We start from the raw sequence: 19,519 nt of genomic DNA on the forward strand, positions 1-19,519 counted from the left end.
ATAACCGGTCCGCGCGCGTCTTACCGCTGCGGTCCCGCCACCGGCGCCATCTGGTTGTGCGCCGGATTGTGCTGCGCCTGGGAAACCGGAGGCGGCTGCTGCGGATGCGGCAAGGGGTAGTTCGGGCCGATCTGATGCTGCCCTTGCGCGTTGTTGTGCCCGGACTGTTCGTTGCGGTGATACCCGTAACCGTTGCCGTAGCCACTGCCCGGGCGATAACGCCCGTAGTTCTGCTCGAGGATGATCACCTGGGGCGCTGGCGCGGCAACTTCCGGCTGGACTTCCGCGGTGGTATCCGCAGGCGCCTGCGCCGGCTGTTGCGGCGCCGCCTGGCCATAGGCGGGCAGGGTGCCGGTATCCCAGTTCCGCGCATGGGCGAACTGCGCGTAGCGGTTGCAGGCCGTGGCCTGCAATTCCGGGTACTCGCCGTTCTGGTTGTTGTTCGCCGCCTCGTAGCAGTTCTTCTGCAGGGCGTAGTAGGTTGCCTGATCCCGCGCGAACGCCGCCTGCTCCGCCGCCGCCTGTTCTTCCGCGCGCCGCGCGGCCAGGTTCAGTTCCTCCGCCGACGGCTGCGGCGAATTCATGGCCTGCTGAGCGTCCGGTGATGTCGCCTGGTCCGCGTCCGTGGGCGGTGCTTCGGTTGCATCGACGGGCGGAGGGATTGCGGGCGCCGCGGCGGCGACCTGTGGTGCGGCAGGTTTCGGTCGCATCAGGCGTTGCACGCCGAAGGTGGCACCCGCGACCAGCGCCACGCCGGACACGGCATAAGCAACGTAGTCGATACCCTTTTTCACGCCGGGACTCACCAGCAGCTCCAGGCGGCCTGCCGCCGCCATGCAATTCGGCACACGCCTCCAAACATGATGCGGGCGCAAACCGTGCAGGGCAAGCGCCGCGGCGACTCATGGCTGGAAGGGAACCTGGTGGCCGCGGCGGAGGAATTCGGAGAAGATCACCGGGGACGCTGTACGCATCCCGAACCTCCGCGGCGGCCGAGGTAAAGACCGGCTATACGGGGTGGGGTTCCGCCGGCCGAAGAAACTTTACCCGCTTATTTGAATAGTCCGATCAGGGATGATCGGTGCTTGGACAGGGATGTCTATGCTATCTATACAGGCCAGCGTTGCAGCAGGTTTTCCAGCTCGGAGCGGATGTCGTGCAGTTCCTTCTGCTTGCGCGAGGAGGAAACCGGCGGCGCGGCAACCACGATATCGTTGCTGACCGGCATCGGCTGGATCGCCTTCAGGCGCTCGGCCTTGGGCTGGTCCTTGAGGCGCTGGCGGGCGCCACCGATGGTGAAGCCCTGCTCGTAGAGCAGGCTGCGGATATGGCGCACCATCAGCACGTCGTCGAGCTGGTAGTAGCGGCGGTTGCCGCGGCGCTTGATCGGCTTGAGCTGCGGAAACTCCTGCTCCCAGTAGCGCAGCACATGCGGCTTCACCGCGCACAGGTCGCTGACCTCGCCGATGGCGAAGTAGCGTTTGCGCGGAATCTCCGGCAGGGGTGCCAGCAGTTCAGCCGCTATTTTCATCAACACTCACTCGCAGGCGCAGCTTCTGGCCCGGACGGAAGGTGACGACGCGCCGCGCCGAGATCGGAATTTCCTCTCCGGTCTTGGGATTGCGGCCCGGACGGCGGTTCTTGTCCCGCAGCTCGAAGTTGCCGAAACCGGAGAGCTTGACCGGCTCGCCGCTTTCCAGCCGCCCACGAATCTCCTCAAAGAAGAGATCCACGAACTCTTTGGCTTCGCGTTTATTAAGACCCAGTTCATCGAACAGGGCTTCAGCCAGTTCTGCTTTGGTCAGCGCCACGCTCTCGACCTCAACTATCCTCGGACAGAGGCCCCCAGTTGGGCGGACACGCTTGCGGTTACTTCCCCAACCGCAGCGTCTATTTCCTCAACGTTAAGGGTGCGTGAATAGTCTTGAAAAATCAAGCCTAAGGCCATGCTTTTAAACCCTTCCTCTAAACCCGGACCGTGATACATGTCAAATATGTGTACGGATTTGAGCAGCGGACCGCCCGCGGCACGGGTCACCGCGACCAGTTGCTGCGCGGTAACGTCCTCTTTCAGTACCAGCGCGAGGTCGCGCCGCGATGAGGGGAACTCGGATACCGGGCCGGGCTTCGGCAACTGTGCCGCGCACATCGCCTCGGCGTCCACTTCGAACAGCAGCAGCGCATCGCCGACATCCAGCGTCTGGGCCAGGCGCGGATGCAGGGCGCCGAGCCAGCCCACCGGCTGCCCGTCACGCAGGATGCGCGCGCAGCGTCCGGGATGGAGCGCCGCATGCTCGCTGCGCTCGAAGCTGAAATCCGCGGCCGAACTGCCCAGCAGGGCCACCAGGTCGGCCTTGACGTCGAAAAAATCGGCTGCGCGTTCGGGCTTGCTGCCCCATTGCTCGGGCAGCGCGCTGCCCGCCACCAGTCCGGCCAGCTTCTGCGTCTCGCGGGTGCCGCTGCCGTCCGGGAAGTAGGCGGCGCCGCATTCGAACAGGCGCGCGCGCTTCTGCTGGCGCTGGCGGTTGTAGAGCCAGACCGGCAGCAGGCCGCTCCACAGCGTGGTGCGCATCACCGCCATGGTCTCGGCGATCGGGTTGTCCAGCGCCACGGACGGTGCGCCGGGGTTGAGCTGCGCCTGCAGCTTCGGATCGACGAAGCTGTAGGTCACCACTTCCTGGTAGCCTCGCGCCACCAGGCTGTCCTTCAGGACGTCCAAGGGCCGTTGCGTCTCCGGCGTGGAGAACGGTACCAGCGAGGCGGCGTAGGCGCGCGCCGGGATGCGCTCGTAACCGTAGAGGCGGCCGACTTCCTCCACCAGGTCCGCCTCGATGCGCAGGTCATAGCGGTGGGTCGGCACGCGCGCGCGCCATGCGCCCGCGTCCTCGGCCTGGGTCTCGATGCCGAGCCGACCGAGCAGTACCGGCACTTCGCGCACCGGCACCGGGCAGCCGAGCAGGCGCTCCACCCGGCTGTGGCGCAAGCGGATGGTGGTGGCGTACTGCGGCGCGCGCCCGACCTCGACGATGGGACCGGCTTCGCCGCCGCAGATCTGTTCCACCAGCTGGGTGGCGCGCTCCAGCGCACGCCGCTGCAGCGCCGGATCGACGCCACGCTCGAAGCGGTAGCGCGAGTCCGACAGCAGCTTGTGGCGCCGGCCGCTGGTGGCGACGCTGACCGGATCGAAGCAGGCGGCTTCGAGGAAGATCTGGGTAGTGGTTTCGCTGACGCCGGAAGCGGCGCCGCCCATCACGCCGGCCAGCACCAGCGGGCCATTGTCGTCGGTGATCAGCAAATCGGCCGGCACCAGTTCGATGGTCTGCTCGTTGAGCAGCGCCAGCTTCTCGCCGGTACGGGCGCGGCGCACCCGTACCGGGCCCGCGAGCCGCGCGCAGTCGAAGCCGTGCATCGGCTGCCCCAGTTCCAGCAGTACATAGTTGGTGATGTCCACCACCGGGTGGATGGCGCGGATGCCCGAGCGGCGCAGCCGTTCGCGCATCCAGTCCGGAGTGCGCGCCTTGGGATTGAGCTTGGTGACGACGCGGCCGACGTAATGCGGGCAACCCACGGCGTCCTCGACGATGACGTCCTTGCTCGGCAGGGCGCTGACCACCGCCGGGCGGATGGTCGGTGCCTTGGCCGGCAAGCTGTACAGGGCGGCTACTTCGCGCGCCAGGCCGGCGATGCTGAGGCAGTCGCCGCGGTTCGGCGTCAGCTCCAGGTTGAGCAGGTTGTCGCTCAGCGCCAGGTGCTTTTCGATCGGCGTGCCGGGCCGGGCATCGCTGTCGAACTCGAGCAGGCCTTCGGACTTCTCGGCGAGGCCCAGCTCGGAGGCGGAGCAGAGCATGCCCGCGGATTCGACGCCGCGCAGTACCGCGGCTCCGATCTCCTTGCCGCCGGGCAGACGCGAGCCGGGAAGGGCGGCGGGCACCAGGATGCCGGCGCGCGCGTTGGCCGCGCCGCAGACGATCTTGAGGATTTCGCCGGTGCCGGCATCGACGTCGCAGACGCGCAGGCGATCCGCCTGCGGATGCGGCTCGGCCTTGAGGATGCGGCCCACCACCACGCCGCTCGGCATGTCGGGCGTCAGCGGCTCGGCTTCGCACTCGAGGCCGGCAAGATTGAGTTTCTCGGCCAGGGCGGTCGCGCTCACCGGCGGATTGACCCACTCGCGCAACCAGTTTTCGGAAATTTTCATGGCTTACGTTGCTTGCGGTTCGGGGGCTTAACGGAACTGTTCGAGGAAGCGCAGATCGTTGTTGAAGAACAGGCGCAGGTCGTCGACGCCGTAGCGCAGCATGGCCAGGCGCTCCACGCCCATGCCGAAGGCATAGCCGGTATAGCGCTCCGGATCGATGCCGACGGCGCTCAGCACGTTCGGATGCACCACGCCGCAGCCCAGCAGTTCCAGCCAGCGATCGCCCCAGCGCATGTGCACATCGGCGCCCGGCTCGACGAAGGGGAAATAGGACGGACGGAACAGCACTTCCGCATCGCGCTCGAAGAACAGCGAGAGGAAGCGCATCAGGTCGTGCTTGAGGTCGGCCAGGCCGACGTTCTCCGCTACGTACAGCCCTTCCACCTGGTGGAACATGGGGCTATGGGTGCGATCGAAGTCGACGCGGTAGACGCGGCCGGGGCAGATGATGCGGATCGGCGGTTTGCGCTGCTTCATGGTGCGGATCTGCACCGGGCTGGTATGGGTACGCAGCAGGCGCGAACCGTCCAGTGCATAGAAGGTGTCCTGCATCGCGCGCGCCGGGTGCGACTCGGGAATGTTGAGGGCCTGGAAGTTGTGCCAGTCGTCCTCGATCTCCGGGCCCTGCACGCTCTCGAAACCCATCGAGTTGAAGATGCGCTCGATGCGGCGGATGGTGCGCGTCACCGGGTGCAGGGCGCCGACGTCTTCGCCGCGGCCGGGCAGGGTGACGTCGATGGTTTCCGAAGCCAGCTTGCGCGCCAGCTCCGCGTCGCCCAGCTGCTGCGCCTTCCGCTCCAGGGCCGCCGACAGGGTTTCCTTGACGCGGTTGACCTGCTCGCCGAAGGCCTTGCGCTGCTCCGGCGCCATGCCGCCGAGCTGCTTCAGCAGCTCGGTGACGCGGCCCTTCTTGCCGAGCAGATCGACGCGCATCTGCTCCAGCACGCGCGGATCGGTGGCGCCCTCGATTTCGGCGGCGGCCTTGCTGCTCAGTTCTTCAAGATCGTTTGACATAAGTGAACTGGAGGCTTCTTTGCTTGTTTGAACAGTCCGGTCACGGATGACCGGTTCTTGGACGGGATGTCCATTATCTCCGGTCATGGATGACCAATTGTTGGACGGGAGTCCATGAATTCGCGAAACCAATAAAAAAGGGGAGTGGCGCTAGCGCCGCTCCCCCTTGCTCAAGGGTACTGCTGGTCCGGACGCGGATCAGGCGGCGAGCTGGGCCTTGGCCTGGGCCACCAGCTGCGCGAACGCGGGCTTGTCATGGATCGCGATGTCGGACAGCACCTTGCGATCAAGCTCGACGCCGGCGCGAGCCAGGCCGTGCATAAATCGGCTGTAGGACAGACCGTTCTCGTTGGCGCCGGCATTGATGCGCTGGATCCAGAGCGCGCGGAATTCGCGCTTCTTGACGCGGCGATCGCGGAAGGCGTACTGGCCCGACTTGATGACCTGCTGCTTGGCGGCGCGGAAGACGCGTGAGCGGCCGCCGTAATAGCCCTTGGCTTTCTTCAGCAACTTCTTGTGGCGGGCGCGTGCTGTAACGCCTCTCTTGACTCGTGCCATTTCTCAAATACCTCTTGGTTGATAAGTTCGCTGTTGCGAATCTTTTGGTGGGAAAGCTGCTGTGCGCCTTGAATTACTCAGGCGTACGGCAGCAACTGCCGGACTTCTTTATTGTCCGATCCATGCACCATCTGAGGCCCACGCAGATCGCGGATGCGCTTTGCGGACTTCTTGGTCAGGATGTGGCGCTTGTGCGAGCTGCTGCGCTTGAACCCGCCCTTGCCGGTGCGGGCGAAGCGCTTGGCGGCGCCACGGTTGGTCTTCATCTTCGGCATCGTTGTAACTCCAGGTAAAACTCGTTTTGCAGCTTTGGTTGTGCAGCGTTACGTCTTAATGCTTGCGCGGCGACATCACCATGATCGCCTGGCGGCCTTCCATCTTCGGCGACTGCTCGATCAGCGCCACTTCTTCCAGGTCGGCCTTGATGCGGTCGATGAGCTGGAAACCCAGCTCCTGGTGAGCCATTTCACGGCCCTTGTAGCGCAACGTGACCTTGACCTTGTCGCCTTCTTCCAGGAAGCGCAGCAGGGCGCGCAACTTGGTCTGGTAATCGGCTTCTTCCGTGGTCGGGCGGAATTTCACTTCCTTGACCTGGATCTGCTTCTGCTTCTTGCGCGCCGCCTGCTGCGATTTGTCCTTCTGGTAGATGTACTTACCATAGTCCATGATCTTGCAGACCGGCGGGTCGGCATTCGGCGAAACTTCAACCAGATCGAGACCTTCGCCTTCGGCCTTGGTAATCGCATCCCGCGTCAACATGACGCCAACCTGCGAGCCATCTGACCCGATCACGCGTACTCGTGGTACGTTGATCTCCTCGTTACGGCGATCCTGACGTTCTGCGCTGATACGCAAACCCTCCGACGGGCAATAGAAAAGCCGGCGCCTATCGCAAGGCCCCGACAGAAAAGACAACCATTATAGCGGCGCATTCGGGCGAGGCACAAGTCACAACTGCCCTGCCATTACAGGGACTTGCGCACGATTTCGGCCGCTCCCGCCAAAGGCTCGGCGCGGCCGAAGTGGAAACCCTGTCCCAGATCCGCTCCCAGTGTTCGCAAGGCGTCGATTTGTTCTTGTGTTTCAAGGCCTTCCGTAATCACGTCCATGCCCAGCCGATGCGCCAGGCCGACCACCGCGGCGACGATTTCGGTGCCGGCCGCGTTCATGCCCAGCTGCAGGACGAAGGAGCGGTCCAGCTTGAGCGTGTCGACCGGCAGGCGGTGCAGGTAGGACAGCGAGCTGTAGCCGGTGCCGAAATCGTCCAGCGAGATCTTCAATCCGCGCGCGCGGCATTCCTGCAACAGCCGCAGCCCTTCATCCAGCCGCTGCAACAGCAGGGATTCGGTGATTTCCAGCTTGACGCAGGCCGGGTCCACGGCGTGCCGCGACAGGGCCTGGTCGATGGCGGGCAGCAGTTCGGGGTCATCGAACTGCCGGCTGGACAGGTTGATGCTCATGAACAGGTCCAGTTCCGGTCGCTCCGATCCGAACTGGGCCAGGGCGGCGCAGGCGCGATCCACGATCCAGCGACCGATCGGGCTGATCAGGCCGGATTCCTCGGCCAGGGGGATGAATTCCGCCGGCGACACCATGCCGCGTTGCGGATGCCGCCAGCGCAGCAGGGCCTCGAATCCGGCCAGGCGCAAATCCGACAAGTGCACGATCGGCTGGTAGTGCAGCTCCAGCTCATCGCATTCCAGGGCCAGCGTCAACTCCTGCTGGGCATGCACGCGCGCATGGGCCTGTTTGCGATCCTGTTCGTCCTGCCATCCCGCCGCCGCCGGTATCTCGCCGGTCTTGCCGGTGAGCAGTTCGCGGCAACGGGCGGTGAGGGTACGCAGCAAATGGCGTAGCGTCGGACTCGCGCCCTGCAAGTGCTCGCCCAGGTATTCATGGCTGACCACGGTCAGGACGGTCGGCTCGGTGGCGCGCGCGCCGGCCGAGCGGCGGCCTTCACCGAACAGGGCCATCTCGCCGAAGATATCCTGGGGGCCGAGTCGCGCCACCACTCCGCCGGGTTGGCGCGGGTCATGGCAGATTTCGATGGTTCCGGATTCGACGATATAGGCACAGTCGCCCCGGTCCTGTTTTTGGAAAAGGACTTCCCCCGCCGACAGACGACGCTGAAACCGCTCGTTCATGCTCCCCTCGTGGCCGTCGAGCCGTCGTGGATCATCGACGCCGACGTGCTTCGCGTGCCGTTCCCGGATTGTTCAGCAAGCCCGGCCGCGCTTCAACGTATGGGGAGATATTTCCCATGCCCCCCTACTTCAGGGTGAACTCGACGCGGGTCGACGGCCCCTTGTCCTGGATGCCGCTGGCGTCCATCTTCGGCGCCACGGTGAAGATGCGCCCGGCGGCGATCTTGCCGGCGAACCACTGCTGTACCACGCTGGCGCGTTGCTGGGCCAGGTTGGTGAGATCGGCTTCGCTGACCGTGGTGCTGTCCAGCAGCAGCTTCTTCATGTCGGCGGCCGGGATGGTCTTGGCGATGCCGACGAAATTGCGCGGCTTCTTGATGTCGGCGGCGCTGTAGGCCTTGGCCAGGTACTTGTCGTAGTCCGCCGGCTCCAGCGTGATGCTGTCGATGTCGACGCTTTCGCCCTTGCCGGTCATGTCCTTGATCTTCTGGCGCTTGACCTGGCGGTCCACCGCGGCTTGCTTCAGCCCCGGTGTATCCAGAGCCGGATCGACCCGGCCGGTGAGGTCGAGCTTCACCCCCGGCTTGTCGGTGAGGGCCTTGCTCAGGGTGTCCAGCTTTTTCGCCTCGGCGGCGCTGAGTGTGGCCGAGCCGGGTTCGAAGGCGACGTAACCCAGTTCCTCGGAACCGCCGAAGGCGCCGGCCAGCAGGCTGAACGGCGAGGTCACCGCTTTCTCGATCAGGTTGACGAAGGCGTGCCAGATCAGGCCGCCGACGCTGAATTGCGGATCATCCAGCGAGCCGGACACCGGGACGTTGACGTCGATCTCGCCGCGCGAGTTCTTCAGCAGCGAAATTGCCAGGCGCACCGGCAAGCCGGTCGCCGTGGGGCTGTCGACGTGGTCGCCGAAGGTGAACTGGTCGATGAAGATGTGGTTGTTCGCATCCAGCTTGTTATGGTCCAGCAGGTAGTGCAGGTCGACATTGAGCTTGCCCTTGACGATCGGGTAGCCGGCGTACTTCAGCGAGTAGGTGGTGAAGTTGGTCAGGTCGACGTCGCGCGTGGTGGCGGTCATGTCGAGGAACGGCGGCTTCACCAGGGGATTGATGGTGCCGTTGATCGAGACCGGGCCGTTGTCGTTGAGCTTGGCCAGCACGGCGACGCGGGCTGGCTCGGTCGACTGCGTTCCGAAAGCGCCGATATCACCCTCGATGTCGACCAGATGCGCGCTGAAGTTGGGCTTGATGAAATTGTCGCTGTAGTCGACCTTGCCCCGGTGCAGCAGGATCTGGCCGAAGCCGAGTTCCAGCGCCGGTGCCGCTGTCGTCGCCGGCGCGGCGGGAGCGGATGCGGCCGCCACAGGGGGTGCCGGCGTGCCGGGTGCGGCATCGTTGGCGCGGGTCAGCGAGGTGGTCGGCGCGTTTTCCTTGACCACGAAGTTGCTGAGGTTGAGCTGGCCGTTGCTGTTGAGCAGGACCCTCGAATAGAAATCGTCGAGGGTGATCTTGCCGACCTGCAGCTTGGTGCCGCGCTCGTTGTAGGCGGCCTTGATTTGCGTCAGGTCCAGGGTGCGCCAGCCGGCGAAGAGGTCGGAGGTGGCCTTGTCGAGCATGCGCACGCTGGCCAGGCCGACGTCACCCTTGTAGAAGGCCTTGAGCTGGTCCTTGTCGCTGGCCAGCTTGAGCTCGCCCTTGACGTTGAGCAGGGCGCTGGCGATGTAGGCGTTGAGCTGCGCCGTGAAATACGGCTCCAGTGCCGCCACATCCATCTGCTGTCCGTCCAGTTGCAGATCCACCTTGAGCGGCGCCAGTGTCGCCGTGCCGCCGAGTTTCAGGATGCCCTTGCGCTTGAACGCCGCGCTGGCGTCGAATTGCAGTGGCTTGCTGAAATCGCTGCCGAAATGCTGCACCTTGATCTGCAGCGGCGACAGGCCCACCAGGATCGGTTGTTTCTGGGTGCGGTCGACGAAAGTGACGCCGGACTTGTCCAGGTCGATGCTGTCGATACTGTATTTCCAGGCTTGCTCGGGTGTGGCGTTCTTTTGCTTTCCTGTCGCTGCCGGCTTGGCGGACGTGGCGCTGGTTTTCGCCAGCTTGAGCAGATTGATGCTGCCGTCGGCGGCCCGCTCGGCGTTGACCATCAGGCCGTTGATGGCGATGGAGGAGAGTTCGGCGTTGCGTGCGCCGAGATCGATCTGCCTGATGCTGGCGCTGATATGGTCCAGCGCGACGACAGGGCTGCCCTTGGGCGCGGCGCGATCCGGATCGAGCCGCAAACCATCCAGGCTTGCTTCGCTGCTTCCCACCTGCAGGCCGAAGGCCGGACCGGACCAGTCCGCCTTGACGGCGAGCTTGGCGCTCGCCGTGCCCTGGCTCAGGCGCCCGTTCAGTGCCGAAGCCAGATAAGGCTGGAAGGTAGCGAGGGCCAGCTGTTCGATCGCAGCGCTGGCATCGAGCTTGCCGTCAGCCAGGGCCAGGGAGCCGTTGCTCGCAATGGTGCCGCCCTGGTCGAGGCTGGTCTGCACCGTGTATTGGCCCGGCTTGTGCGCCACGGTGGAGATATCGGCCAGGGTCGCCGCCAGTTTGCTCAGGCCCAGGTTCGCACCCGCCTGCTGATCCTGCACGTGAACGGTGCCGTCGTTGAGGGCCAGATGCTGCAGGGCGAAGTCGAATGGCGCGGCCTGGGTCGGCGCAGCAGCCTTGCCGGGTGCGGCCGGTGTCGCCTTGGCCGGTGTCGGGCCGGCCGACGACTGTTGAGCCGCCAGCTTGGTCAGATTCAGCACGCCTTGCTTGTCACGGGACACATTCAGCGTCGGATGGTCGATCCGCACGTCGGACAAATGAACCACGCCGAGCAGCGGCTCTACCGAGGCCGCGGCGACGTGCAGGGCATCGACGCTGAACAGGGGCTGTGCCGCCGTATCGGTCAAGGCCAGGCCTTTCAGGTCCGCGGTGCCGCTGAGCTGGACCGAGGCATGCTCGCCGGTCATGGCGAACCGGATGTTCAGGTCGGTGGAGAGCTTGCCGCTGGGCAGCTGCACCGGCAGCTTGGTTGGCGAATAGGACATCAGCTGCGGCAGGTCGAGCCGGTCGAGCTTGAGCATGACCTCCGAGTTGAAGGAGCCGTTGAAGGGCTTGGTCTTGCCCTCGATCAGCAGCGGGCTGCCGTCGATCTGCGCCTGCAGCATCGGTTGGGCGAACACGTCCACCTTCGACGGCAGGTTGGCGATGAATGGAATGCTCAGTTCGATCCTGTCGACGCTGTGGCGTTGGCCGAGCAGGCGATCGTCGAAGTCGACCAGGCCGTCGTCGAGGTGGATGTTGGCGACCGAGAACAGCGTCGGCTTGCTGTCCTTCTTCGGCGTCGGCGAGGGCTTGGAGAATTGCTCCACCAGGTCGGTGAAATTGAAGGTTTGCGCATCGGTGCGGATGATGTGGACCTGCGGCTTGGCCAGGAACACTTCGCGGATCACCGGCTTGAGGCGGAACAGCGAGGTCCACGAGCCGCGCACCAGGAATTCGCCGATGTCGACGAAACTGCCCTTGCCGTCGCGCTCGCCGATGTGGAGCCGGTCGACCTCGACGGTGAGGGTGTAGGGATTGAGCGAAATCTTGCCGATGGTCACCGGCCGTGCCAGCAACTGGCTCAACTGCTGCTCTGCCTTGTGGTGCACCAGGGGCGGCACCGCGAAGAAGCCGAACAGGCCGAACAGCACGATGAAGATGACGATGCCCATGACCCATTTGCGGGTGCGGCGGGCCTGCGCGAAGTCGCGCAGCCTGGCCTGGGCGCGGGCAGGGAAGAGCTGGTTGAGAAGTGACATTCCGGGTCTGCTTCCTTGGCTCGTTGTTGTTGCGCCCTGCTGGGCGGTCATGTGGCGGGCAGGCCGATTCCCCCCTGCCGCCCGGATTGTATCGTCCCATGATGAAAATGGCGCGTACCCGGCGAGTGGCAGCCGGCGGGGTATCATGAATGCCCGATGGAGACGGAAGCAGGGCTGCGATGAACAGCGGCAAGATACGACGGTCCGGCGGCCATCAGGCGATTGCGGTGTCGCCGCTGCAACAAGTGCTCGAAAGGCTCCACAAGAAGCTGTCTGAAGACCGCGGCGGCAAGCTGGCGAGCTATATCCCCGAACTGGCGCAGGTGGACCCCGAGCCCTTTGGCATTACCCTGGTGACCATCGACGGCATGGTCTACCAGGCTGGCGACTGTGAGCGGCTGTTCACCATCCAGTCCATCTCCAAACCCCTGACCTATGGTTATGCCCTGCAGGCTTGCGGCGTGGCGGCAGTGCTGGCGAAGATCGGAGTCGAGCCGACCGGCGATGCCTTCAACTCCATCAGCCTGGAGCCCGGCACCGGCCGGCCGCGCAACCCGATGGTCAATGCCGGAGCGATCGCCACCTGCGGCCTGATCCCCGGCACCGATCCGCTGGAGCGCTTCGAGCGGGTCATGGCGCATATGGGCGGCTTTTGCGGGCGCCAGCTGGGGTTGAACGAGGCGGTGTACCGCTCGGAGAAAGCCACCGGGCATCGCAACCGCGCCATCGCCCACTTGCTGCGCAACTTCAACATCCTCGAAGGCGACCCCGAAGATCCGCTCGATCTCTACTTCCGCCTGTGCTCGGTCTCGGTAACCTGCCGCGACCTGGCGACGATCGCCGCGACACTGGCTCACAACGGCCTCAATCCGCTGGATTCGGTGCAGGTGCTGGATCCCCAGAACGTGCGACGGGTGCTGAGCGTGATGGCCTCCTGCGGCATGTACGACGCTTCCGGTGCCTGGCTCTACGACGTCGGCATGCCGGCCAAGAGCGGGGTGGGCGGCGGCATCATGGCGGTGCTGCCGGGCCAGTTCGGCCTGGCGGTCTATTCGCCGCGCCTGGACGAGCGCGGCAACAGCGTGCGCGGCCTCGGTGTGATCAAGGCTTTCTCGGAGGAATTCCAGTTGCACCTGTTCCATGGCGAGCGCGGACTGCCCGGTGCGATCCGCGCTGCCTACAGCGGTGCCGTGCTCGGCTCCCGCACCGAACGCAACGAACGCGAGACCCGGGTGCTGGAAGCACATGGCGACAGCACACGCATCTTCGAGCTGAAGGGGCGGCTCAGCTTCGGCAGCATCGAGCTGCTGATCCGCGAAATCGGGCGCCTCCCTTGCGGGGAAATGAGCGTCACCGTGCTCGATCTGCAAAGGGTGACGGCGATCGACGACGCGGCAACGGTGCTGCTGGCGGAGGCTTGCGAGGGCTGGCATGCGGAAGGGCGACAGATCGTGTTCAGCGGCGCCGATCATGTCGATGATTTCCACAGCCGTCTGTCGCAGCGACTCGAAGCGCAGCTGCCCGCCGCTTACCTGGAGCTGATGTTTGGCTTCGCCGATACCGAAAGCGCGCTGGAGTGGGCGGAGGGCATGATTCTCGCGGCCAACGGCTGCAGGCGCGATCCGCTAGCCGAGGTCCCGCTGTCCGCTCAGGAATTGTTGCAGCAGTTCAGTGCCGACGAAATGGCGGCACTAGAAAGCTTGCTGGAGCCGGTTGCGTTTGCTCGTGGCAGTGTGATCTTCGGCAGCGCAGGCGTCGGCGACGCGCATGACCGCGGCAAGCTGTACTTCCTGTGTTCCGGCGTGGTCAGCGTCAGCCTGCCGGGTGAGGCCGGCAGCGACGAAGCAGGACAGCGCATGCGTCTCAGCGTGCTGTGGCCGGGCAGCGCCTTCGGTGAAATCGCGGTACTCGACCACGATGCACACTCGGTCGATGTCGTCGCCGAGACCGCGGTGCGCTGCCTCGGCTTCAGCCTGGCCATGCTGCGGGCTTTGCCGGAGCCGTTGGCCATGACGATCCAGCTGAAGCTGACACAGGGGCTGGCGCAGCTGCTGGCGCGCCGCCTGCGCCGGGTCAACCGTGAGTTCCAGGCTCTGAGCTGAGCGGAGCGTAGTCGGGGTGGGGTGGGGCGATTTGACTCTGGAGTGTGGTCCAGGGTGCAGACTGCATTCTTCAGCATCGTGAGGAACACCATGAGCACGCCCGCCAAATACCGTCCCGCTTCGGCTCAACCGTCTTGTTGCCATGGCGGACAGGACCATGGACCCGGCGAGGCAGTGCCGGCGCCGACGGTGAAGGACCCCGTGTGCGGCATGAATGTGGAGCCGGCCAAGGCGCCGACATTCGAGCATGCGGGTACGGCCTGGTATTTTTGCAGCAATCGTTGCCGCGATCGCTTTGCTGCCGAGCCGGCCAAATACCTGGCGGCAGCACCGGGCCCGGTCGCCGCGCAGGGCATGGCCGATACGCGTACCTACACCTGCCCGATGCATCCCGAGGTGCGGCAGAACGGGCCGGGAACCTGTCCCAAGTGCGGCATGGCGCTGGAACCCGAAGCGCCCTCCCTGGATGAGGGGCCGGACCCGGAACTGGCCGTGATGCGGCGCAAGTTGATTTTGTCCCTGCTGCTGTCGGTGCCGGTGTTTCTGGCGGCGATGAGCGAGATGCTGCCGGGCGGTGGTCTCGCTGCCTTGCTCGGCATGGGGACGGTGGCCTGGGGCGAAGCATTGCTGGCGACCCCGGTGGTGTGGTGGCTTGGAGGGTTCATCTTCGTGCGCGGCGTGGACTCGCTGCGTCATCGCAGCCCCAATATGTGGACGCTGATTGCACTCGGCACCGGCGCGGCCTGGATCTACAGTGCGCTGGCCCTGGTTTTCCCCGCCGCATTGCCCGCCGCCTTCGCCGGCGCGCACGGCATGCCGCCGCTTTATTTCGAGGCGGCGGCGGTGATCACCACCCTGGTCATCCTGGGGCAGGTACTGGAGGCGGCGGCGCGTTCGCGTACCTCGGCGGCGATCCGTGCCCTGCTGCGGCTCACGCCCAAAGTTGCACATCGCCTGCGCGACGGGGTCGAAAGCGATGTGCCCCTGGAGCAGGTGGCAGCCGGCGACGTGCTGCGCGTGCGGCCGGGTGAAAACGTGCCGGTGGACGGCGTGGTGCTGGAAGGCGACAGCCACGTCGACGAAGCCATGCTGACCGGCGAGCCCGCACCGCAGCGCAAGACCCGCGATGCCAGGCTGACCGCGGGCACGGTCAATGGTCAGGGAGCCCTGGTCCTGCGCGCCGAACGCGTTGGCGACGAGACCCTGCTCGCACAGATCGTGCAACTGGTGGCGCAGGCAGGCCGCTCGCGCGCGCCGGCGCAACGCCTGGCGGACAAGGTGGCGGCGTGGTTCGTGCCGGCGGTGGTTGCCTGCGCGGTGCTGGCCGCGGCGGCGTGGTGGTTCTATGGCCCCGCACCGGCCGGCGCGCATGCCTTGCTGGCCGCGGTGTCGGTGCTGATCATCGCCTGTCCTTGCGCTCTGGGCCTGGCCACGCCCATTTCGGTGATGGTCGGAGTCGGGCGCGGCGCTCATGCCGGTGTACTGATCCGCGACGCGGCGGCACTGGAACGCCTGCAGCAGGTCGATACCCTGGTAATCGACAAGACCGGCACGCTGACCCTGGGCAAGCCGGCGCTGCAAACGATTGCAGCGTCCGAAGGTTTCAGCGACGACGAAGTTTTGCAGTTTGCGGCGGCGGTGGAGGCCGCCAGCGAGCATCCTCTGGCGCGCGCCATTGTCGACGCGGCGAAGGCGCGCGCGCTGGGGTCGCTGGCGGTGGCGGACTTCGGCGCCGACCCGGGACTGGGCGCCTGGGCGCAAGTCGGACCGCGGAAAGTCTGCGTCGGCAATGCCGCGCTGATGCAAAGAGAGGGGGTGGAACTGGGGCTACTCGCCGCGCGCATCGACTCACTGCAGGCCGCAGCACAGACCGTGGTCCTGGTGGCGGTAGCCGGGCGCGCCGCTGGCGTGCTCGGGCTGGCTGACAGTATCAAGCCGGGCGCCGCCACGGCGCTTGCCGAGCTGCATGCGCTGGGCCTGCGTGTGGTCATGGCCAGCGGGGACAGCCGCGGCGCGGCGCAGGCGGTGGCGCGCACGCTTGGGCTGGACGATGTCCGTGCCGGCCTGTTGCCGCAAGACAAGGCGGCACTGGTGCGCGAACTGCAGGCGCAGGGGCGGGTGGTGGCGATGGCCGGCGACGGCATCAACGACGCCCCGGCGCTGGCTTCAGCCGACGTCGGCATCGCCATGGGCGGCGGCACCGATGTGGCGATGCAGAGCGCCGCCGTGACCCTGGTCAAGGGCGAACTGGCCGGCATCGCGCGCGGCATCCGCCTGTCGCGCGCCAGTGTTCGCAACATCCGTCAGAACCTGTTCTTCGCTTTTGCCTACAACGTCCTCGGTGTACCCATCGCCGCCGGGGTGCTGTATCCCTGGCTGGGTCTGCTGCTGTCGCCGATGCTGGCCAGCCTGGCAATGAGCCTGTCCTCGGTCTGCGTCATCGGCAATGCGCTGCGCTTGCGCAGCGCACAGCTGGACGGTTGAAGCCTGGTTGCAGGTTCTCAGGCGATGCGCTTGAGGCCGAGCCGGATGCCCTGGGTCAGCACGGCCTTGATGATCGGCCCCACCAGGGGCAGTGGGGAATCGAACCGGATGGTCCAGGCCACCCGCGAACCGCGGCTCGAGCCGGAGAATTTCAACTGGCCACGATGGTTGCGCACCGGACCGCCGCCTTTGCTGATGCGGTAGTCGATCGAGCGGTTGGGGCTGACGGCGGTAACGGTCTCTTCGACCGCCAGCGGACCAATGCCGAGCCGCCGCACCGAACCGACGCCGTTGACGTCGCCTTCGCCGTCGCGCACCCGGCGCACCGGGATGCCGAACACCTTGCCCAGCTGGTTGTGATCGGACAGGAAGGCGAACAGCTCGGCTACGGGTTTGTGGAAGTCCTGCACGATCTCGATGGTCTGTTGCGACATGAATGGTTCCGTAGCTGGTTTGCAGTAATTAAAGGAGTGGGCAACGGTTCGTTCCACGGCTTGCCCCAGGCGCCGCAGTCGTCCAAAGGTTGCGGCGGCCAAGGTTCGGGTGAATCCCGCCATCACACAATTGCTGCAGGGCCAGCCTTCCCCGGCCATGCTGCGAGCCGCGCCGGCGGGGCCCGACTGCTTCGCCCCGGATAGGCGCCGTCTGTCCCTGTCGGCGCGGCGGCCGGCCGTATACTGTTGCCAGCGACGCGATGCACACGGCGTCACCCGATCAGGGCCCGGAATGAACCAGAACAAAGACCGAGTCGCTCCTTTCACGCCAGTATCGCACCCGCGATTCCGGGCGGTACCACGGCGCGGTATCGGTTTCGTCTGCATTGTGGTGATGGCGATGAATGTCGGGGCGGCCCCGCCTGCAACCCCGCTTCCGGCCCCGGCGGTTACGTCTCCGGTTGCAGCTGTGCCGGCAGCGACGCCCGCATCGGTGCCGGATACGCTGCAACAGCGCCTGCTGGCCTGCACCGGTTGCCACGGCAACGAGGGCCGCGCCGCCTCGGACGGATTTTATCCGCGCATCGCCGGCAAGCCCGTGGCTTATCTCTACAACCAGCTCCTCAACTTCCGCGAGGGGCGCCGTCATTTCCAGCTGATGAGCTACATGCTCGATTACCAGTCCGACGATTACCTGCGGGAGATGGCGCAGTATTTTTCCAGCCAGCATCCGCCGTATGCGGCGCCGCAGAAGTTCGATGTGTCCAAAGCCACCCTGGAGCAGGGGGAAAGCCTGGTGAAATCGGGTGATCCCGCGCACAAGATTCCGGCCTGCTCGGCCTGCCATGGCGAAGCGCTGGCGGGTGTGAATCCTGCCATCCCCGGCCTGCTCGGCTTGCCGCGCGACTACATCATCGCCCAGCTCGGTTCCTGGAAGAGCGGCGCGCGGCGCGCCGCGGCTCCGGACTGCATGGCCCAGATCGCAGAGCACCTGAGCGAGCAGCAGGTCGGCGCCATCGCCGCGTGGATCGGCTCCCAGGTCGCCGACAGCCGGGCGCGACCAGCCGACCATGTCGCCAAACCGATGCCCGCGCGCTGCGGCAGCATGCCTTCGGCCGACGTCGCGCATTGAGGGCCGGCTAATGAAGACAAAATTGATCGCGATCGGTGTCCTGCTGCTCCTGGCGCTCGGCATGGCCTTCCTGCAGCGCCACCAGGACGAGGATTACACCGAGGTGGCCCTGCCCACCACCCAGTCGCCGCAGGAAGTGGTGGCGCGTGGGCAGTACCTGGCCCAGCTTGGAGATTGCCTGGTGTGCCATACGGCGCGCGGCGGTGCTCCGTTCGCGGGCGGCGAGGGGGTTCCCACACCTTTCGGCAAGGTCTTTGGACCCAATATCACGCCGGATGCGGACACCGGCATCGGTAGCTGGAGCGCCGACGATTTCTGGCAGGCGCTGCACCTGGGCAAGTCGAAGGACGGACATTTTCTCTACCCGGCCTTCCCCTATACCGACTACACCCGGATCAACCGCGCCGACGCCGATGCGCTGTTCGCCTACTTGAAGAGCGTGCCCCCGGTGCGCCAGGCCAGCCGTGAGCCGGAACTGCGCTTCCCCTATGACCAGCGTCCGCTGCTGGCGATCTGGCGCGCGCTGTATTTCAAGCCGGGCGTGTACCGCGCCGATGCGCAGCAGTCCGACGAATGGAATCGCGGTGCCTACCTGGTGCAGGGGCCAGGTCACTGCGCCGCCTGCCATAGTCCGCGCAACAGCTTCGGCGGAACGGAGCGGGATACGGAGTTGGCGGGTGCGATGATCCCGGTGCTGGACTGGTACGCGCCGCCGCTGAACTCCGATTTGCACGCCGGCGTGGGAGGGTGGGAGCGGGAGGAATTGTCGGCCCTGCTGAAGATCGGGGTCTCCAACCGCGGCGTGGCTTCGGGGCCGATGGCGGAAGTGGTCTACAACAGCCTGCAGCATCTGTCGCAGGCCGATGTCCAGGCCATTTCCACGTACTTGAAGACCTTGCCGGCGAAGGTGGATGGTTCCGTCAGCCGGGGCGCGGCGGGCGTATCCCTGCGCGACAAGGATCGGGTCATGGCGCTCGGCGGTACCCTGTATGAGAAGCATTGCGCCGATTGCCACAAGTCCGCCGGAACGGGGGCCCCGCCTGCCTATCCGCCCTTGGCCGGAAACATCGCTGTGGGCGGTCCTTTCACCATCAACCTGATCCGCACAGTGTTGAATGGAGGCTTCCCGCCGGGCACCGGCGGCAACCCGCGGCCCTACGGCATGCCGCCATTCGGCGAAACGCTCAATGGCGAACAGGCCGCCGCGGTGCTGACCTACGTCCGCAATTCCTGGGGTAATGAAGGGGCGCCGATTTCGCCCGCCGAGGTCGGCCGCAATCGCGGGGCCGCGGTCAATTAAGGCCTGAAAAAGCCGAGGACGGACGCACAGCCGCCGTATTCACCGCAAAGGCTGTAGCGCGCCCACTGTCCCGAGGGGGTATCGCCGGAGCCCGAAAAAGGGAAATTTCAAGAAATCATTGGCATGGCCGCGGTGCAGCCCTTATAATCCGCGCCTCTTTACGCTTTCTTTGCGGCGTATAGGCGCGTAGCTCAGCTGGTTAGAGCACCACCTTGACATGGTGGGGGTCGTTGGTTCGAGTCCAATCGCGCCTACCAAAGATCTTCCGGGAGTCCTTCGTGGACTCTCACCAACGACCCTGCGGGTCGTGGTTGTGCGGCCCATCCATGG

15 protein-coding genes and 1 tRNA gene are annotated in these 19,519 nt (G+C 65.6%); 5 read left to right on the forward strand and 11 right to left on the reverse strand.

Features of this window, described 5'->3' with window-relative positions; genetic code table 11:
* Positions 1–20 precede the first annotated feature (20 nt).
* The 10 genes from BP26_RS0124970 to BP26_RS0125015 all read right to left on the reverse strand — a co-directional run bounded on the left by BP26_RS0124970 (position 21) and on the right by BP26_RS0125015 (position 11,737).
* A complete protein-coding gene (locus BP26_RS0124970) occupies positions 21–836 on the reverse strand; it encodes a hypothetical protein (protein ID WP_029923270.1) in 816 nt (271 codons plus the stop codon).
* A 272-nt stretch (positions 837–1,108) separates the two neighbouring features.
* Positions 1,109–1,531: a MerR family transcriptional regulator gene (locus tag BP26_RS0124975; RefSeq protein ID WP_029923271.1), complete on the reverse strand. Its 423-nt coding sequence runs from the start codon at positions 1,529–1,531 to the stop codon at positions 1,109–1,111.
* A complete protein-coding gene (locus BP26_RS0124980; protein ID WP_029923272.1) occupies positions 1,515–1,811 on the reverse strand; it encodes an integration host factor subunit alpha in 297 nt (98 codons plus the stop codon). Before BP26_RS0124980 ends, BP26_RS0124975 begins: the two co-directional genes overlap by 17 nt.
* A gap of 14 nt (positions 1,812–1,825) precedes the next feature.
* On the reverse strand, positions 1,826–4,198 hold the full coding sequence (gene pheT, locus BP26_RS0124985; protein WP_029923273.1) for a phenylalanine--tRNA ligase subunit beta: 2,373 nt from the start codon (positions 4,196–4,198) through the stop codon (positions 1,826–1,828).
* A 27-nt stretch (positions 4,199–4,225) separates the two neighbouring features.
* A complete protein-coding gene (pheS, locus tag BP26_RS0124990) occupies positions 4,226–5,212 on the reverse strand; it encodes a phenylalanine--tRNA ligase subunit alpha (RefSeq protein ID WP_029923274.1) in 987 nt (328 codons plus the stop codon).
* 198 nt (positions 5,213–5,410) lie between these two features.
* Entirely contained in the window at positions 5,411–5,770 is a 360-nt protein-coding gene (rplT, locus tag BP26_RS0124995; RefSeq protein WP_029923275.1) for a 50S ribosomal protein L20, read from the reverse strand.
* A 77-nt stretch (positions 5,771–5,847) separates the two neighbouring features.
* On the reverse strand, positions 5,848–6,045 hold the full coding sequence (rpmI, locus tag BP26_RS0125000; protein ID WP_029923276.1) for a 50S ribosomal protein L35: 198 nt from the start codon (positions 6,043–6,045) through the stop codon (positions 5,848–5,850).
* A 55-nt stretch (positions 6,046–6,100) separates the two neighbouring features.
* Positions 6,101–6,625, reverse strand: coding sequence for a translation initiation factor IF-3 (infC, locus tag BP26_RS0125005; RefSeq protein WP_084183438.1), 525 nt, complete (start codon positions 6,623–6,625; stop codon positions 6,101–6,103).
* A gap of 110 nt (positions 6,626–6,735) precedes the next feature.
* Complete coding sequence (locus BP26_RS0125010) at positions 6,736–7,914, reverse strand: EAL domain-containing protein (RefSeq protein WP_051749465.1); 1,179 nt, start codon at positions 7,912–7,914, stop codon at positions 6,736–6,738.
* Between the two features lie 124 nt (positions 7,915–8,038).
* The gene (locus BP26_RS0125015) at positions 8,039–11,737 is read right to left on the reverse strand and encodes a DUF748 domain-containing protein (protein WP_029923279.1); all 3,699 of its coding nucleotides are present in this window, start codon (positions 11,735–11,737) and stop codon (positions 8,039–8,041) included.
* Between the two features lie 179 nt (positions 11,738–11,916).
* Between BP26_RS0125015 and glsA the strand changes: the two genes are divergently transcribed.
* Together glsA and BP26_RS0125025 are read left to right on the forward strand one after the other, a co-directional pair.
* The gene (gene glsA, locus BP26_RS0125020; protein ID WP_029923280.1) at positions 11,917–13,839 is read left to right on the forward strand and encodes a glutaminase A; all 1,923 of its coding nucleotides are present in this window, start codon (positions 11,917–11,919) and stop codon (positions 13,837–13,839) included.
* A 90-nt stretch (positions 13,840–13,929) separates the two neighbouring features.
* Positions 13,930–16,323 (forward strand): heavy metal translocating P-type ATPase, encoded by a 2,394-nt coding sequence (locus tag BP26_RS0125025; RefSeq protein ID WP_029923281.1) that lies wholly within the window; start codon positions 13,930–13,932, stop codon positions 16,321–16,323.
* 17 nt (positions 16,324–16,340) lie between these two features.
* Here BP26_RS0125025 and BP26_RS0125030 read toward each other — a convergent pair whose 3' ends face one another.
* Positions 16,341–16,757 (reverse strand): SRPBCC family protein, encoded by a 417-nt coding sequence (locus BP26_RS0125030; RefSeq protein WP_029923282.1) that lies wholly within the window; start codon positions 16,755–16,757, stop codon positions 16,341–16,343.
* A gap of 469 nt (positions 16,758–17,226) precedes the next feature.
* Here BP26_RS0125030 and BP26_RS0125035 point away from each other — a divergent pair, with 469 nt between their 5' ends.
* The 3 genes from BP26_RS0125035 to BP26_RS0125045 all read left to right on the forward strand — a co-directional run bounded on the left by BP26_RS0125035 (position 17,227) and on the right by BP26_RS0125045 (position 19,446).
* Positions 17,227–17,889 (forward strand): c-type cytochrome, encoded by a 663-nt coding sequence (locus BP26_RS0125035; RefSeq protein WP_051749467.1) that lies wholly within the window; start codon positions 17,227–17,229, stop codon positions 17,887–17,889.
* Between the two features lie 10 nt (positions 17,890–17,899).
* Complete coding sequence (locus tag BP26_RS0125040; RefSeq protein ID WP_029923284.1) at positions 17,900–19,189, forward strand: c-type cytochrome; 1,290 nt, start codon at positions 17,900–17,902, stop codon at positions 19,187–19,189.
* A 180-nt stretch (positions 19,190–19,369) separates the two neighbouring features.
* A tRNA-Val gene (locus BP26_RS0125045) sits at positions 19,370–19,446 on the forward strand.
* The last annotated feature ends 73 nt before the right edge of the window (positions 19,447–19,519 follow it).

The sequence above is a fragment of the Nevskia soli DSM 19509 genome, from assembly GCF_000711955.1.
In the GTDB taxonomy this organism is placed as follows: domain Bacteria; phylum Pseudomonadota; class Gammaproteobacteria; order Nevskiales; family Nevskiaceae; genus Nevskia; species Nevskia soli.

Coding starts and splice junctions, on each gene's coding strand:
- BP26_RS0124970 (WP_029923270.1), bottom strand. CDS start 836: ATGGCGGCGGCAGGCCGCCTGGAGCTGCTGGTGAGTCCCGGCGTGAAA.
- BP26_RS0124975 (WP_029923271.1), bottom strand. CDS start 1,531: ATGAAAATAGCGGCTGAACTGCTGGCACCCCTGCCGGAGATTCCGCGC.
- pheT (WP_029923273.1), bottom strand. CDS start 4,198: ATGAAAATTTCCGAAAACTGGTTGCGCGAGTGGGTCAATCCGCCGGTG.
- pheS (WP_029923274.1), bottom strand. CDS start 5,212: ATGTCAAACGATCTTGAAGAACTGAGCAGCAAGGCCGCCGCCGAAATC.
- rplT (WP_029923275.1), bottom strand. CDS start 5,770: ATGGCACGAGTCAAGAGAGGCGTTACAGCACGCGCCCGCCACAAGAAG.
- rpmI (WP_029923276.1), bottom strand. CDS start 6,045: ATGCCGAAGATGAAGACCAACCGTGGCGCCGCCAAGCGCTTCGCCCGC.
- BP26_RS0125010 (WP_051749465.1), bottom strand. CDS start 7,914: ATGAACGAGCGGTTTCAGCGTCGTCTGTCGGCGGGGGAAGTCCTTTTC.
- BP26_RS0125015 (WP_029923279.1), bottom strand. CDS start 11,737: ATGTCACTTCTCAACCAGCTCTTCCCTGCCCGCGCCCAGGCCAGGCTG.
- glsA (WP_029923280.1), top strand. CDS start 11,917: ATGAACAGCGGCAAGATACGACGGTCCGGCGGCCATCAGGCGATTGCG.
- BP26_RS0125025 (WP_029923281.1), top strand. CDS start 13,930: ATGAGCACGCCCGCCAAATACCGTCCCGCTTCGGCTCAACCGTCTTGT.
- BP26_RS0125030 (WP_029923282.1), bottom strand. CDS start 16,757: ATGTCGCAACAGACCATCGAGATCGTGCAGGACTTCCACAAACCCGTA.
- BP26_RS0125040 (WP_029923284.1), top strand. CDS start 17,900: ATGAAGACAAAATTGATCGCGATCGGTGTCCTGCTGCTCCTGGCGCTC.